Raw genomic sequence first — 14,863 nt, forward strand, 5'->3', positions numbered from 1 at the left:
TATTTTAAACAACGATCTTTCAGAAAAACTCCCAAGATAAAACAAGCCTAGGATTAACAAAAAGAACAAGGCTGCCCAAAAGTAAGTTCTACTCTTGGGTCAGCCCCTCTTCTTTATATGAGCGTATCGTTAGCCACGTCATAAAATCATTTAGTGAAAGAGCTAAAATTGTGTCAACCAACGCGTAGAGACGAGGCTCAACTTTCTTTTTCTTTATTTTTGATTGCACACATTCCCATATTTCCTCTTCTGTTACACTTTCATACCCCAAGTAATGAAATTCTTCTTTTTTACTCTGTACCGCTGGCTTCACTTCTCTTTTCCATTCCGAAAAATGTGTATTCTCCATCTATCTCTCTCTCCTTTCGAGATGAAACAAGCTGTCATGACTGTTCAATGTACTTGCATATAGTGATATATAAGATTGTCCAAGAAAGGACAGGTAAAGATGACAAAACAAACACTCGTGCAAGGAACGATCCTGCTCATATTAGCAGGACTTGTAACCAAAATACTCGGTTTCGTTAATCGTATCGTCATGGCTCGTGTCATGGGTCACGAAGGTGTTGGCCTTTATATGATGGCAGTCCCTACCTTCTTATTAGCTGTAACTTTAACAAGACTTGGTCTGCCGATCGCCATATCAAAACTTGTTGCAGAAGCAGACGCAACTGGAGATCGTTCTAAAGTAAGAAAAATATTGATCGTATCTTTAGCCATCACTGGAATTTTGAGCATTGTGATCACAATCGCTTTGTTTATCGCAGCTCCGTTATTAGCTGAATACTTCTTTACAGATGATCGTACGATTTGGCCGTTGCTCGCCATCGCACCCGTAGTTCCTGTCATAGCAGTCTCCTCGGTCTTGAGAGGGTATTTTCAAGGTCTGCAGAACATGAGACCGTCTGCTTATTCACAGGTCATCGAACAAGTGGTCAGAATTGCTCTTGTCGCATTATTGACAGGTTTGTTCCTGCCATATGGTGTAGAATACGCGGCAGCTGGCGCGATGATCTCTGTTATTATCGGTGAGCTAGCTTCACTTCTTTATATGTTTTCCATGTTTAAAGTGAAAAAGAAGATGCGCATCCGAAAAGGTTTTTTCAAGCAGTTGAAGCAAGGTCATGAAACGATGAAAGATCTCCTGAACATTGCACTACCAACTACTGGAAGTCAATTGATCGGTTCTGTTTCCTACTTTTTTGAACCCATTGTTGTGGCAAATAGTTTAGCGATTGCTGGTATCACTACAGCTGTGGCCACCGCACAATATGGAGAACTCGCAGGCTATGTTATCCCACTATTGTTTCTGCCAACGTTCATTACGTATTCGCTTTCTATATCTTTAGTACCTGCCATCAGTGAAGCGAACGCACAAAAAAAATACCATTTGATTGAGCATCGCTTGAATCAAGCACTCAGACTCTCGATGTTATCAGGTGGTATTGCGGCTGTAATTATGTATGTATATGCGGTCCCGATCATGGACTTGATGTATGATTCACCAGCTTCCGCATCATATGTGAAAATCATGACACCTTTTTTCTTTTTCCTTTATTTCCAAGGTCCATTACAAGCTGTGCTTCAAGCGTTAAATCTTGCACGCTCAGCCATGATCAACAGCCTTATTGGTGCTCTTGTAAAATTAACAGCCATATTCGCTCTAGCTACACGCCCTGAGTTCGGAATCATGGGAGCAGCACTCGGAATCGTAATTAGTATAGTAGTGGTTACCTTGCTGCATTTCGCTACAGTAATCAAAGCGATCAGTTATACGATCGTAGTAAAAGATTTTGTCTTATGCTTGCTTTCCATTTTCATTACAGGAGGAGGGGCGGTTTATCTGTATAAGTACATGATGCCTCAATTTTCTCCATTACAAGGTCTGACCATATGTGTATCTTCAACATGCGGAATCTATTTGTTTGTTCTCATATTCTTTAAGCTCCTAGGAAAGGAAGACCTTAAACACATACCGATCATAAAAAGATGGATGTAAAACAGCCTGATCGGCTGTTTTATTTTTTGCTATTTAATTCGTCGACATACAGTGTTCCATCCTCATTAAGTGTACAGAACGAAATATTTTTTATTTCTTTAAACCCTACTTTTTTTAACTCTTGCCTTAACCAAAACGTTGTCTTGTCCAACTTTTCAAGATTATCTTCTAAAATTTTCCCGTCCAAAATAAGAGGCAGAACCATTTGAATCGGTATATTTTCAGAATCAGCCTCTTTTTTAATAATTGAGAGCTTGCCTGTTGTTTCTAAAATTCCAAATTCAACTTCATTCAAGCTTCTAATATTTTTCTCGCGCAATTGTGTTAAAAGGTCATCAAAGTTATATCTCTGTTTCTTCATCTCATGTTCATCCACTTGTCCTTCTTTAATGATTAAAGAAGGTTTACCGTCTACGATTTCTCTCATCCTCCTGCTCTTCAGTGAAACGAGTGCTAATATGAGCTGGATGCTAAGCAATACAAAAATGGATACGAGGGAATTCAGCATGGGAATCGTAGGGTCTTCGATTGAGATAACAGCTAACTCTGCGATCATGATCGAAACAACAAAGTCAATGATCGATAATTGTCCCATCTCGCGCTTACCCATCAGTCTGAAGATCACCATGATTAAAAAATAGATAAAAAGCGTTCTGAAAATAATCGTATACAGTTCCACGATTCCCCTCCTTCCATAATACGTTCTCTGATCATTCCATTAGTTAGTGTGGCACAGATATGAAAAAACATGTTACGCAGGTTTTGCCAAATATAAATCAATGGAAACGAAAGGGAAAATGCTTGCTTGTACTTCTATTTTTTTCGGTGTCTGAATAAAGTATATAGAAAGCTTCTAGGGATAAGGAGGATCAAGGATGGGGATTAAACATATGGCTTCTTCTATGGGACGGGGTTTGATTGCAGTTCTACTAATGATCATGCTCTGCAGTTTAGTACTCTCACTATTGTTGCGGTTTACAGGATTGACTGAAGCGTCGTTGAAATGGGTAACAGTGGGTCTTTCTTTTTTATCATTGTTTATAGGTGGAATGATATCTGGAAAGAAAGGACAGAGTAAAGGTTGGTTGTTAGGTGGCGGTACAAGTCTTTTGTTTTCTTTTATTGTTTTTCTTGTTCAATACTTAGGCTACCAAAGTACGTTCAACTCATCTCAGTATATGTATCATGCTCTTTTTCTTTTATTAGCGATCATCGGTGGAATTATGGGAGTGAACTTAAGCAGTCATAAACAAACATATAAATAAGACCCGTATGAACGGGTCTTTTTGTTATAGTGCTGCTTCTTCTTTTACTTCACGGATCGCATTACGATCGAAAGTTAACTTTGCTCCATCGTTCGAACGGATAACAGCGATGTCATCATCGATACTATCAAGTGTTCCGTGTAATCCACCGATCGTTACAACTTTGTCGCCTTTTTTAAGGTTAGACTGCATCTCACGAACCGCTTTTTGTCTCTTTTGCTGCGGTCTGATCAATAGAAAATAAAAAATCGCAAACATCAAGATAATCGGTAATATTCCTCCAAGGTTTCCCATACTAATTCACCCCTTTCTATAAGTTAAAAATGGATTGTACATTTTAGAAATTCCGCGCGTTCGGTTTATTGAATCCATACATTTCAAAGAATTCATTTCTAAAGTCAAGAAGTCTGTCTTCCATGATCGCTTGTCTTACTTGCTTCATTAAGTTTACCAAAAAATAAAGGTTATGGTAACTTGTTAATCGGAAACCAAATGTTTCGTTCGCTTTTACAAGGTGACGAATATAAGCTCTAGAGTATGTTCGGCATACGTGACAGTCACATTTTTCGTCGATCGGACGGAAATCGCGTGCATACTTCGCATTACGAACCACTAGCCTTCCTTCACTCGTCATACATGTTCCATTTCTAGCGATACGAGTCGGCAATACACAGTCAAACATGTCGATCCCGCGAATCGCCCCATCGATTAGCGAATCAGGAGAGCCTACGCCCATCAGATAACGTGGTTTGTTTTCTGGAAGATGTGGAGTTGTGAAATCTAAGACACGGTTCATCACATCTTTTGGTTCACCTACTGATAGGCCTCCAACTGCATAACCCGGGAAATCGAGCGATACAAGATCTTGCGCACTCTGTTTTCGAAGCTCTTCGTATTCTCCACCTTGCACGATACCAAAAAGGGCTTGATCTAGAGGTCTAGCATGTCCTTTTAAGCATCGTTCAGCCCAACGACTTGTACGTTCTACAGACGCTTTCATGTAATCAAATTCTGCAGGATATGGCGGACACTCATCGAACGCCATCATAATATCAGAACCTAAAGCGTTTTGAATCTCCATTGCTCCTTCAGGGCTTAAGAAAAGCTTTTCACCGCTAAGGTGGTTTCTGAAGTGAACACCCTCTTCTTTAATCTCTCTCAGATCACTTAAAGAAAAGACTTGAAAGCCTCCTGAATCTGTAAGTATCGGACGATCCCAATTCATAAATTTATGAAGTCCACCAGCTTCTTTTACGATATCATGTCCAGGTCGCAACCATAGGTGATACGTATTGCTCAGAATGATCTCTGCTCCAAGTTCTTTTAGTTCTTCTGGACTCATTGTTTTTACTGTTGCTAATGTTCCTACCGGCATGAAGATAGGTGTTTCAAATGTTCCGTGCGGAGTATGAACTTTCCCTAATCTTGCACCTGATTGTTTACACGTTTTTATTAATTCATACGTTACTGCTGGTTTCATCTTAAAATATATCCCCCTTAAAGTATAAGCATCGCGTCACCGAAACTGAAAAAGCGATACTTTTCTTCGACGGCTTCATGATATGCTCTTAAAACGAAATCTTTTGAGGCTAATGCGCTCACCAACATGATTAATGTTGATTTTGGAAGATGGAAATTGGTGATCAATCCATCGATCGCTTTAAACGTATAACCAGGATAGATAAAGATATCTGTCCAACCTGAATCTTCTTTAAACTTGCCGTCAAATTTGTTAGCTACCGTTTCAAGTGTTCGTGTACTCGTCGTTCCAACGGTAATAATTCTTCCACCGGCCTCTTTAACCCCATTTAAAAGTTCAGCTGTTCCTTTTGTTACTTGATAAAATTCTGCATGCATGTCATGTTCTAGAACATTTTCTACACTAACAGGGCGAAACGTACCTAAACCGACGTGAAGAGTAATAAACGTAACATGTACACCCATAGATTTGATCTCTTCGATTAATTCTGTCGTAAAATGCAATCCCGCCGTTGGAGCCGCTGCAGAGCCTTGATGTACAGCGTAGACAGTTTGGTAACGGTCCTTCTCCTCTAACTGTTCCTTAATATAGGGCGGAAGTGGCATCTGACCTAGATCATCTAGAAGTTCGTAAAAAATGCCATCATAGATAAACTTCAGCTGTCTGCCACCATGGTCACTCTCACCCGTACAAACTGCTTTTAATCGGCCATCTCCAAATGAAATTTCCGTTCCAGGTTTTATTCTTTTTGCTGGCTTAACTAGTGTTTCCCAAGTATCGTTGCCTTCTTCTTTTAATAGAAGCACTTCAACTTTTCCTCCTGTTTCCGACTTTTGCCCAAAAAGCCTTGCCGGAAGAACACGCGTGTCATTTAAAACAAGACAGTCTCCTGCTTTCAAATAATTTTTTAAGTCATAAAAATGCTTATGTTCAAGTGTTTCTTGTGATCTATCTAAGACCATCAGTCGTGAGGAAGTGCGGTTCTCAAGCGGCGTTTGCGCAATTAGTTCCTCAGGCAGATGGAAATCAAAATCATTTACGTTCATGTCATGTATTCCTGCTTTCTATTTAGCACTTTTCTAAGTAACCTTTGCTCCATTCTTCATGACAAGTTGATTGGATAGCGAGCAACCGGGAGTGGAAATCAACCACTTCAAGAACAGAGTTGCATAACTTTCTATTTAAATCGACCTATGATCATGAAGATCAAGGAAAGTACAATACTAACGATAATGGACGTCACGATTGGAAAATAGACAGTTGTGTTTCCTTTTTTCCATACCATATCTCCAGGAAGTTTACCTATATACGTCCCTACTAATCCTATAATAATGAGAACGATTCCTGCAACGATTAACAGTTTGTTCAATCTGCGGAAGCCTCCAGTCCAAAATAATGGTAGGCCTGTTCTGTTACCATTCGTCCGCGTGGAGTACGTTGTAAAAAGCCAATCTGAAGAAGATATGGCTCATATACATCTTCAATCGTCATGGATTCTTCACCTATTGTAGCCGAAATGGTTTCTAGACCTACAGGACCGCCTTTATACGTGTGAATGATCCCTAGTAATAATTTATGGTCAATATGGTCTAAACCTAAACGGTCTACTTGCAGAAGCTCCAAGGCTTTTTGGCAGATCGGCAAAGAAATCGTATCCTTGCCTTCAACCTGCACAAAATCCCTCACTCGACGTAACAATCGGTTTGCGATCCTCGGTGTACCTCTTGATCTTCTCGCGATCTCTTCAGCTGATAGATCATCTACTCTTACCCCAAAGACATCACCTGTACGCCTAACGATCTCACCTAACTCATCAGGCTTATAATATTCTAGCCTTGCGAGCACGCCGAAACGATCTCGGAGAGGAGCCGATAAAGAACCCGCTCTTGTAGTCGCACCGATCAATGTGAAAGGAGGCAAGTCTAGTCTCACAGACCTTGCAACCTCTCCTTTCCCGATTACGATATCTAAGCAAAAGTCCTCCATTGCCGAATATAAAATCTCTTCTATGGCACGGGACAATCGATGAATTTCATCGATAAATAATACATCACCTGGTTCTAACGAAGTTAGGATTGCTGCCAAGTCCCCAGGCCGTTCAATAGCTGGTCCGCTTGTTGTCCTCAAGTTAACTTCCATCTCGTTTGCAATGATCGCTCCCAACGTTGTCTTCCCTAAACCAGGAGGTCCGTACAACAGGACATGATCAAGAGGTTCGTTGCGAAGTTTTGCAGCTTTAATAAATATCCGCAAATTGTCCTTTACGGAGACTTGTCCAATATACTCGTCTAATAGTTCAGGGCGCAGGCTTAACTCGATATTTGCTTCATCTTGACGTTCCTCTGAAGAAACAACTCTCTCTTCCATACATCCTCACGTCCTTATGAATTCATTAACTTCTTTAATGCCGCTTTAACATATTCGTTTGCTGACATCTTTTCTTTTTTCAGATCCGGAAGAATTTTTTGGATTTCTTTTCTGCCATATCCTAAGACTGCAAGAGCCTCAAGTGCTTCGTCAAGTTCATCACTCTCTGGTTCCACATCTGCGAATAGTCCATCCGTGAACTCTACATCTGCAAAGATTGAGATCTTACCTTTCAGATCCAAGATCATCTGACGTGCGGTCTTCTTTCCTACACCAGGAAATTTCGTAAGGAACTTTTCATCTTCCTGTTCGATCGCATTGACGACTTGCTCAGGTTGACCGAAGGCAACGATCGCTAACGCTCCCTTTGGACCGATTCCAGACACGTTCAATAGTTTTAAGAACAAGTCGCGTTCTTTTCTATTCTTAAAACCATAAAGTGCCAGTATATCCTCACGAACATATTGATACGTATATACCGTTTTTTGATCGTTCAATTTATAAATAAAAGGATTTGGACATAAAATCTTATATCCGATTCCATTATTGTTGATAACAATATATTCTGCCGTTATGTAATCTACATTTCCAGAAATGCTTTCAATCAAATTCTTCTCTCCCTAACGCTAAACACGAGCGTATGTTTCTATTGCTTATTGTATCATAGGCTCCCCCTTAATTCCTTATAAAAAGTGAATTTGATTTCTTTAAAAGCATCATATGACATACCTTATTTAAAGGCTGTTTACGAAATTCGATGTTGCTTTTTAAATTTCCAAAGTTACCCGCTTTCTACGGTGGACCACTATACATACGCTCCACTTAAGTAATTAAATTCACAGTAAAAAAGAACTGTTCAAAAGTTGATTCAACTTCTGACAGTTCTTTCATACTAGCGGTTGTTTTCGAAAGGACGTTTTATCGCATTTCCAAGGTCACTGCCGGCATTTACGATATCGTTGCTGATTCCGCGAACATCTGATTCAACTTCCGTGTAAGCACGGCCATCTCGCAGATCGTTATCAACGTTCTCAATGCGGTTAACCATATTTTGATCAGCTACAATTTTCACATCACGATTTGGTGCCAATTTAGAAGTGATCTCTCTAACTTTGTTAGTTAGTTCGGCCTTCTTCTTTTTATCCGTGTCTATTCCTACAATGACGTTGTTATCCTCAAGAATAACGTGAGCATCGTCTACACCCCGGATGTCGTTGACATTTTTCGCAATTCGTTCAGCAAGTTTACCATCATAATCTTCATGGTAAGTGGCAGTATGATCATTTACATCTCGATCAGCCATATCAGAAATGAATCCCTTACCACGGTCAAGATCACCACGATTATCTCCCTCATTGGAGTAGTATCCAATCGGTCGAACGTCGTTGTCATTCTTATCCTGAGATTCATTTACACCATTACAGCCTACAAGACCTACAGCTAGGATTGTTACAGTAAGTGATTTCCCTAAAAAGTTCAATGGAAAAACCTCCTTTCACCATTAGCTTGGCAGAAGAAGGCTCTAAATAATCTGTTAAATGTAGGATGATCGTTAACTCATCCTCTTCATTATTTTTTCAACAAATTTTTTCCTGTGGGAAAAATCACGCAATGTAAATCTTGTAACGGCATCAATCATTTCCTTGTCCCCCGTTTTAAGGGCCCTATTCCATTCTCGATAGAGATCCGTGGGAAATACCAGACTTATTACAAACCATCGTTTAGTAAACCATTTTAAGAAATCTTCATTCCCTATCTCTTCCATCTTTTCATACGACCAATGCCAGAACGGTAAGATACGATTGGCGTACTGTAACCAGTCAAATGCTTGAGGAACTGCTGCAAAAAGATCAAAATCAATCAGATACGTATCTTTTTCTTTATGTTTCACAAAATTATGCGGAGCAACATCCCCATGTGTGATCTCTTTTTTCTTGTACGCTTTATTCTCTAGCTTTTCAACAGCTTCATGATCAAAGTGGTTTAAACTCCATTCTCCCCACATGATTATTTCTGAAATTAAAGGACGCATCTGATGATTCCAATTTGCTGATCTTGCATGAAATTTAAAAGCATCAAGTCTGTCACTCCACTTTTTAAATAATGAGTACGAAGTCAGCTTTTCATATAAGGGATCTGGTATATGCTTTGAAAAAGAATGAAAACGACTGATTGCATCTATCCCCGCTTTAACGTCGTCTTTTTTACCAAAATGAAGACCTTCTCCTTTATAGAATGGCATGATCGCCCAAATATATTTCCCGAATTGAACTGTTTTTTTCTGATTTGGAAATACCGTATAAGTACCCATAATTCTTGGCTTTTGTCCATGATACAGTTTTGAAAGCTTTAATTGCTTGTTACAGGTTTCTGATCTGTTAAAACCTTTTAAAACATATTTACCTTGTTTAGTCTTAATCCAGATAACGTTCTCTCGAAAAAAGCCAAAATCGATCACTTCAAGCCCCAGTTCATTCATCTTTTTCAAAAAAAGACGATCCCCTTGGAAATCGTCCCTTACGTCCCTATTCATCTTCTTCCGTTTCTTCCGTAACATTCTCATCTATTTCACGAGATTGTGCTTGTGAATATGGGTTTGGCATACCTTGTTGCATCTGTTGAGGCATCCCAGGCATTCCTGGCATTCCTCCACCCTGCGGCATCATGCCCATCTGACCCATTCCCGGCATTCCGCCGCCTTGTGGCATCATACCCATCTGGCCCATCTGACCCATTCCCGGCATTCCGCCGCCTTGTGGCATCATACCCATCTGACCCATTCCCGGCATTCCTCCGCCTTGTGGCATCATACCCATCTGACCCATTCCCGGCATTCCTCCGCCTTGTGGCATCATACCCATCTGACCCATTCCCGGCATTCCTCCGCCTTGTGGCATCATACCCATCTGACCCATTTGTGGCATTCCTCCGCCTTGTGGCATCATACCCATCTGACCCATTCCCGGCATTCCGCCGCCTTGAGGCATCATACCCATTCCCATTTGACCCATCTGCGGCATTCCGCTAAATCCTTGCGGCATACCCATAGGCATCATGCTCATTGAACCTGGCTGCTGCATACCCATTTGCATATCCTGCATACCTTGTTGTTGCCCACCAGGTGTGTATTCTCCTGAAGGCATCTGGTCCATATCAGAATCAGGATATTCACCAAAAGGCATAGATCCTCCTTGCTGCATGCCACCTCCACCTTGTTGCCCGCTTTGTGGATATCCGCCACCATAGAGTTGAGGCATTCCGCTGAACCCTTGTGGAGGCATCATTCCATATCCCTGTGGCATTTGAGAATAGGTTTGTGGTTTTGGAAACATTGGCGGCATAGAACCATACATGTTCTGCATCATTCCAGATGATTCTTCCATCAAAAATGGATGTTTATTTGGCGCATAGCCATCTTTTCCTGCATAGATCCCATGCTTGCTCGCCACGTTCGGCTGGTTTGCCATATTCGGCATGTTTGCCATGTTTGGTTGATTCGCCATATTTGGCATGTTCGCTATGTTTGGTTGATTTGCCATATTTGGCATGTTCGCTATGTTTGGTTGTTGATTTGGGTACCCCATTGGCACATAATGTCCAAGATTTGACGACTCCACCATCCCTGCAAAGTCCTTGTCATGAATAGGGGCCATGGGCTGCTTCATCGGTGCTTTCATCGGTTGATCTTTTAACATAGGTACATCTTTTTTCATTGGCATATCTTTTTTCATTGGAACATCTTTTTTCATTGGTGCGTCTTTCTTCATTGGTGCATCTTTCTTTTCCATCTTGGTTGGTGCAGGTTTTAATGGCGCCGGCTTCATTGGAGCTGGTTTCTTTTCTTGTTTTATTGGAGCTGGTTTCTTTGGAGCAGGCTTAACCGGTGCCGGCTTCGGAGCCTCTTGTACAGGTGCAACCGGTTTTTCTTTAACCGGTACAATAGGCTGTTCTTTCTTCATACCAGGCATCTTGATCGGGATTTTAATCTTTTCCCCCCGTTCAATTACATCTGTTTTGGAGAAACCCGGATTTGCTTTTCTTAATTCATTCACTGGTACATCGTATTTTTCAGCAATTTTGTCGAGTGTGTCCCCTTTTTGCACAATGTGTATTCTCACGCTGCAAAACTCCCTCCTGCCAAATTTCCTTACAGTATATGAACATTTGGGCATATTGCTACATCGTATTAGAAGTGACATTATTCCTTTATCAATTTATGCCTCATAAATGAAGGTTATGACAGGGGGAGAAACACTACATCATTCGGTTCAATGCTGTGATTGCATATTTTTTTGTTTCTTCATCTACCTTAATTACGTTTTCAAGGTTTCCATCAATAATATTTTCTAGCGACCACAGCAGATGTGGCAGATCAATTCGGTTCATCGTAAGGCAAGGGCATAGATGAGGGTTTAATGAGACGATTTTCTTGTCACTGAACTGTTGAGCTAACCGGTTTACAAGATTCATTTCAGTTCCTACAGCCCAGCTTGTTCCTGGTTCTGCATGTTTGATCGTCTCAATAATAAAATGTGTAGATCCGTTCAAATCACTAGCTCTTACAACTTCATGCGTACATTCTGGATGAACAATAATTTGGAACTCCGAATGGTTCTCTCTGAAGTCGGCAATCTGTTCTACTGTAAACTTTTCATGGACTGAACAATGCCCCTTCCAAAGAATCACTTTGATTTGGTCGATGTTCGTTCCATCATAGATTAATTTGTTTGAAATCGGATCCCAGATCGCCATATCTTCAAGTGGTATCCCTAGATCAAAAGCGGTGTTTCTCCCAAGATGCTGATCAGGGAGAAAAAGTAATCTCTCTTTTTGATCAAAAGCCCAGCTTACCATCTCTTTAGCATTTGAAGAAGTAACTGTAGCACCACCATTTTTTCCACAAAATGCTTTTATCTCCGCTGTTGAGTTCACATAAGTCAATGGCAGAATCGTATCACCAAAGAGCTTTTGAAGTTCGATCCAAGCTCTTTCTGTTTGATGAATATTCGCCATATCCGCCATAGAACAACCAGCTTTCAAATCTGGAAGAATTACAGTTTGGTTGTCAGTGCTCAACATGTCAGCTGTTTCGGCCATAAAATGAACACCACAGAATACGATAAAATCAGCATCTTTGTTCTCTGCTGAAATTTTGGCAAGCTGAAGAGAATCACCTGTAACATCTGCGAATTGAACGATTTCATCTTTTTGATAATGATGGGCTGGGAGGAATAAACGCGTACCTAAACTGCTTTTAATCTCGTGAACCCTAGCTTCCATCTCTTCAACTGACATAGAGCTATATCGATCTGGTAATGTATTTGTTTTAGAAAAAGTTTTTAGTAAACTCATGTTTTACAACTCCTTTAACATTCATGCTAATATCCAGTGCTTTATAAGAGTGAGTTAAGTAACCGAGAGAAATATAATCAACACCTGCTCGACTATATTCCTTGATCTCATCGGGAGCAATTCCACCAGAAGCTTCGGTTATAATACTCGAAGGTACATGCGTAAGTCTTTGTTTGATCTCTTCAGGACTGCAGTTATCAAACATGATTATGTCTGCTCCAGCTAAGACCGCTTCGATCACTTGTTCTTCCGTCTCTGTTTCAACTTCTATCTTCACGGTGTGTCCACACTTTTTACGCGCCGTTTCAACCGCTTCCTTAATAGAAGGAAATCCTGCTAAATGGTTATCCTTTAACATTACCGTATCGTACAGCCCGAACCTGTGGTTGTATCCTCCTCCACATCGAACTGCATACTTCTCAAACATCCTAAGACCCGGTGTCGTTTTTCGTGTATCACAAATACGAGTTCCACCTTCACAATAAGAAACTGCTTTAGCTGTTATCGTCGCTATACCTGAGAGCCGCTGCAAAAGATTCAGGATTACTCTTTCACCAGATAAAACACTTTGTCTTCTACCTGTTATCTCAGCTAACACTGCTCCTGCCTCAAACTGTTCTCCTTCGTTTACGAAAATGCTCGTTTGCACGGTTCTATCTATCAACTCATACCCTATAGACAAGATTTGTCCACCTGCAAATACACCATTTTCTTTGGCTATAATGGTGGCGGTCACTTCTGTATGATCTTCAAAGAGAGACGCTGACAAGTCTCCAGATCCAATATCTTCAATTAAAAATTCCTGCAGCTGTTTTTTCAGCAATAATGGATTCATCATGCCACAAACTCCTTATAATTTTTTTTGAGTCCCACTCTTTTTTCTGGGATGGAAAATCTTTTCGATAATGGCTGCCTCTGCTTTCTTCACGCTTAAGACAACTTGTTACCGTCAACCATGCGATTGTTTGCATATTGAACCTCTTGATAACAGGTAGTGGTTCTTTGATCAGATCAGGTCTCCATGAAGGTAGGTTTAGGGTTTTTGCGGCACTCATCAATTCTTTTTTACTCCTGACGATTCCCGCGTATTTATCCATAAGAAGATGAATCTCGCTTTCTTGCAAGAGACCGTCAATCTGTATTGATTTATGTTCAAGATTTTTCTTTCTCTTAAAAGTCGCAGGCTTCATATCCGTTATCTCTGATGAAAGAATACTGTTTGCCACCTTTTTTGCAAATACAGCTCCTTCAAGGAGAGAATTACTCGCTAATCGATTTGCACCATGTACACCTGTATTCGCACACTCTCCAACCGCATAAAGCCCTCTCAACGAGGTCTTACCGCTTTGATCTGTAACGATTCCACCCATCGTAAAATGAGCACCAGGAGATACTGGAATCAGCCCTTTATCTAAATCGATACCAGCATTCTCGCAAAGCATTGTTACTCCAGGAAATTTACTTCTAAAATCTTTAATCGAAGATATATCTAAGAACACCTTCTCACCGTGTTCATGAATCTCTTGAAACAGTCTCCTCGATACGATATCTCTTGGTGCAAGGTCTTTTAACGGATGCACATCCTTCATAAAAGGAACTCCACTTGAATTGATCAATATTCCACCTTGTCCTCGCACCGCTTCAGTAATCAATCCTGCTGGCACTCTATCTGATAGTAGGGTTGGGTGGAATTGAACAAACTCTAAGTCCGAGAGTTCAACACCTGCCCGGTACGCCATGCATAGAACGCTCCCATCCGATCCGAATGCATTAGAAGTCGTTCCATATATCCCTGCATATCCACCACCTGCCAATATGGTATTTTTCGCTTGAAAGATAGTGGTTTGATTTTCATCATCTTTACAAGATACACCGATACATTTATGATCTTGAATAATTAAGTCCACTGCATATTGGTGAGTGACGATCTTAACGTTTTTACTTACTCTTCGTATTAAGGCTTCAATCACTTTCTTACCTGTCTGATCTCCTCCAGCATGAACGATGCGATTCCGATTATGTCCGCCTTCTTTACCTAAGATAAAAGAACCGTTCTCGTGTCTGTCAAAGTTCACTCCCCACTCTGTAAGAGTACGAACGACACTTTCGCCTTCTTTCACAAGTTGTTTGACCGCCTCTTGATCATTATGATGGCGCCCAGCCTTTAGCGTATCTAAAAAGTGCTCTGCCCAAGAGTCCTCTTCATCTATTGCTGCAGAAATTCCACCTTGAGCTAAAAACGAATTTGATTTTTCTGCAGAAAACTTTGTGATAACTATCACATTCTTATGCGAACTTAAATATTCAGCAGCCATCAAACCAGCGATTCCTCCGCCGATAATTAGAACATCTGCCTCTTTATGTTTCATATACACAAAACACCTCAACTTTACACGTGTC

At 40.7% G+C, this 14,863-nt stretch carries 16 protein-coding genes; 2 read left to right on the forward strand and 14 right to left on the reverse strand.

Annotated features, from left to right (window positions below; all coding sequences use genetic code 11):
- Nucleotides 1–88 precede the first annotated feature (88 nt).
- Nucleotides 89–349, reverse strand: a complete 261-nt coding sequence (locus IHV10_RS14995) for a post-transcriptional regulator (protein WP_197131251.1) — start codon at nucleotides 347–349, stop codon at nucleotides 89–91.
- A gap of 99 nt (nucleotides 350–448) precedes the next feature.
- Here IHV10_RS14995 and spoVB point away from each other — a divergent pair, with 99 nt between their 5' ends.
- Complete coding sequence (gene spoVB / locus IHV10_RS15000) at nucleotides 449–1,999, forward strand: stage V sporulation protein B (protein ID WP_197131255.1); 1,551 nt, start codon at nucleotides 449–451, stop codon at nucleotides 1,997–1,999.
- Nucleotides 2,000–2,018: 19 nt separating this feature from the next.
- On the opposite strand, the gene IHV10_RS15005 is transcribed toward spoVB, so the two are convergent.
- On the reverse strand, nucleotides 2,019–2,678 hold the full coding sequence (locus tag IHV10_RS15005) for a DUF421 domain-containing protein (protein WP_197131257.1): 660 nt from the start codon (nucleotides 2,676–2,678) through the stop codon (nucleotides 2,019–2,021).
- A 196-nt stretch (nucleotides 2,679–2,874) separates the two neighbouring features.
- Between IHV10_RS15005 and IHV10_RS15010 the strand changes: the two genes are divergently transcribed.
- Nucleotides 2,875–3,264 (forward strand): TIGR04086 family membrane protein, encoded by a 390-nt coding sequence (locus tag IHV10_RS15010; RefSeq protein ID WP_231618360.1) that lies wholly within the window; start codon nucleotides 2,875–2,877, stop codon nucleotides 3,262–3,264.
- A 24-nt stretch (nucleotides 3,265–3,288) separates the two neighbouring features.
- Here the strand turns inward: IHV10_RS15010 and yajC are convergent, their stop codons facing one another.
- From yajC to nadB, 12 genes are all read right to left on the reverse strand, one after another.
- Nucleotides 3,289–3,558: a preprotein translocase subunit YajC gene (gene yajC / locus IHV10_RS15015; protein WP_197131260.1), complete on the reverse strand. Its 270-nt coding sequence runs from the start codon at nucleotides 3,556–3,558 to the stop codon at nucleotides 3,289–3,291.
- Between the two features lie 43 nt (nucleotides 3,559–3,601).
- Nucleotides 3,602–4,744 (reverse strand): tRNA guanosine(34) transglycosylase Tgt, encoded by a 1,143-nt coding sequence (tgt, locus tag IHV10_RS15020; protein ID WP_197131262.1) that lies wholly within the window; start codon nucleotides 4,742–4,744, stop codon nucleotides 3,602–3,604.
- 17 nt (nucleotides 4,745–4,761) lie between these two features.
- Nucleotides 4,762–5,790: a tRNA preQ1(34) S-adenosylmethionine ribosyltransferase-isomerase QueA gene (gene queA / locus IHV10_RS15025; protein WP_197131265.1), complete on the reverse strand. Its 1,029-nt coding sequence runs from the start codon at nucleotides 5,788–5,790 to the stop codon at nucleotides 4,762–4,764.
- A gap of 131 nt (nucleotides 5,791–5,921) precedes the next feature.
- The gene (locus IHV10_RS15030; RefSeq protein ID WP_197131267.1) at nucleotides 5,922–6,113 is read right to left on the reverse strand and encodes a DUF2905 domain-containing protein; all 192 of its coding nucleotides are present in this window, start codon (nucleotides 6,111–6,113) and stop codon (nucleotides 5,922–5,924) included.
- On the reverse strand, nucleotides 6,110–7,111 hold the full coding sequence (gene ruvB / locus IHV10_RS15035; protein ID WP_197131269.1) for a Holliday junction branch migration DNA helicase RuvB: 1,002 nt from the start codon (nucleotides 7,109–7,111) through the stop codon (nucleotides 6,110–6,112). Before ruvB ends, IHV10_RS15030 begins: the two co-directional genes overlap by 4 nt.
- A 14-nt stretch (nucleotides 7,112–7,125) precedes the next feature.
- Complete coding sequence (gene ruvA, locus IHV10_RS15040; RefSeq protein ID WP_191751829.1) at nucleotides 7,126–7,719, reverse strand: Holliday junction branch migration protein RuvA; 594 nt, start codon at nucleotides 7,717–7,719, stop codon at nucleotides 7,126–7,128.
- Nucleotides 7,720–8,003: 284 nt separating this feature from the next.
- On the reverse strand, nucleotides 8,004–8,591 hold the full coding sequence (locus IHV10_RS15045; protein WP_197131271.1) for a YhcN/YlaJ family sporulation lipoprotein: 588 nt from the start codon (nucleotides 8,589–8,591) through the stop codon (nucleotides 8,004–8,006).
- Between the two features lie 72 nt (nucleotides 8,592–8,663).
- A complete protein-coding gene (locus IHV10_RS15050; RefSeq protein WP_197131273.1) occupies nucleotides 8,664–9,599 on the reverse strand; it encodes a phosphotransferase in 936 nt (311 codons plus the stop codon).
- Nucleotides 9,600–9,636: 37 nt separating this feature from the next.
- Entirely contained in the window at nucleotides 9,637–11,229 is a 1,593-nt protein-coding gene (locus IHV10_RS15055; RefSeq protein ID WP_197131275.1) for a LysM peptidoglycan-binding domain-containing protein, read from the reverse strand.
- Nucleotides 11,230–11,365: 136 nt separating this feature from the next.
- Entirely contained in the window at nucleotides 11,366–12,463 is a 1,098-nt protein-coding gene (gene nadA / locus IHV10_RS15060) for a quinolinate synthase NadA (protein WP_197131277.1), read from the reverse strand.
- Nucleotides 12,438–13,298 carry a carboxylating nicotinate-nucleotide diphosphorylase gene (nadC, locus tag IHV10_RS15065; RefSeq protein ID WP_197132106.1) on the reverse strand — a complete coding sequence of 287 codons (861 nt, stop codon included), beginning with the start codon at nucleotides 13,296–13,298 and terminating at the stop codon, nucleotides 12,438–12,440. The genes nadA and nadC overlap by 26 nt, the downstream gene beginning before the upstream one ends.
- Nucleotides 13,252–14,832 (reverse strand): L-aspartate oxidase, encoded by a 1,581-nt coding sequence (nadB, locus tag IHV10_RS15070; RefSeq protein WP_197131279.1) that lies wholly within the window; start codon nucleotides 14,830–14,832, stop codon nucleotides 13,252–13,254. Before nadB ends, nadC begins: the two co-directional genes overlap by 47 nt.
- Between the last annotated feature and the right edge of the window lie 31 nt (nucleotides 14,833–14,863).

Origin of the sequence: Fictibacillus sp. 5RED26 (assembly GCF_015903895.1) — a bacterium.
Lineage (GTDB): Bacteria > Bacillota > Bacilli > Bacillales > Fictibacillaceae > Fictibacillus > Fictibacillus phosphorivorans.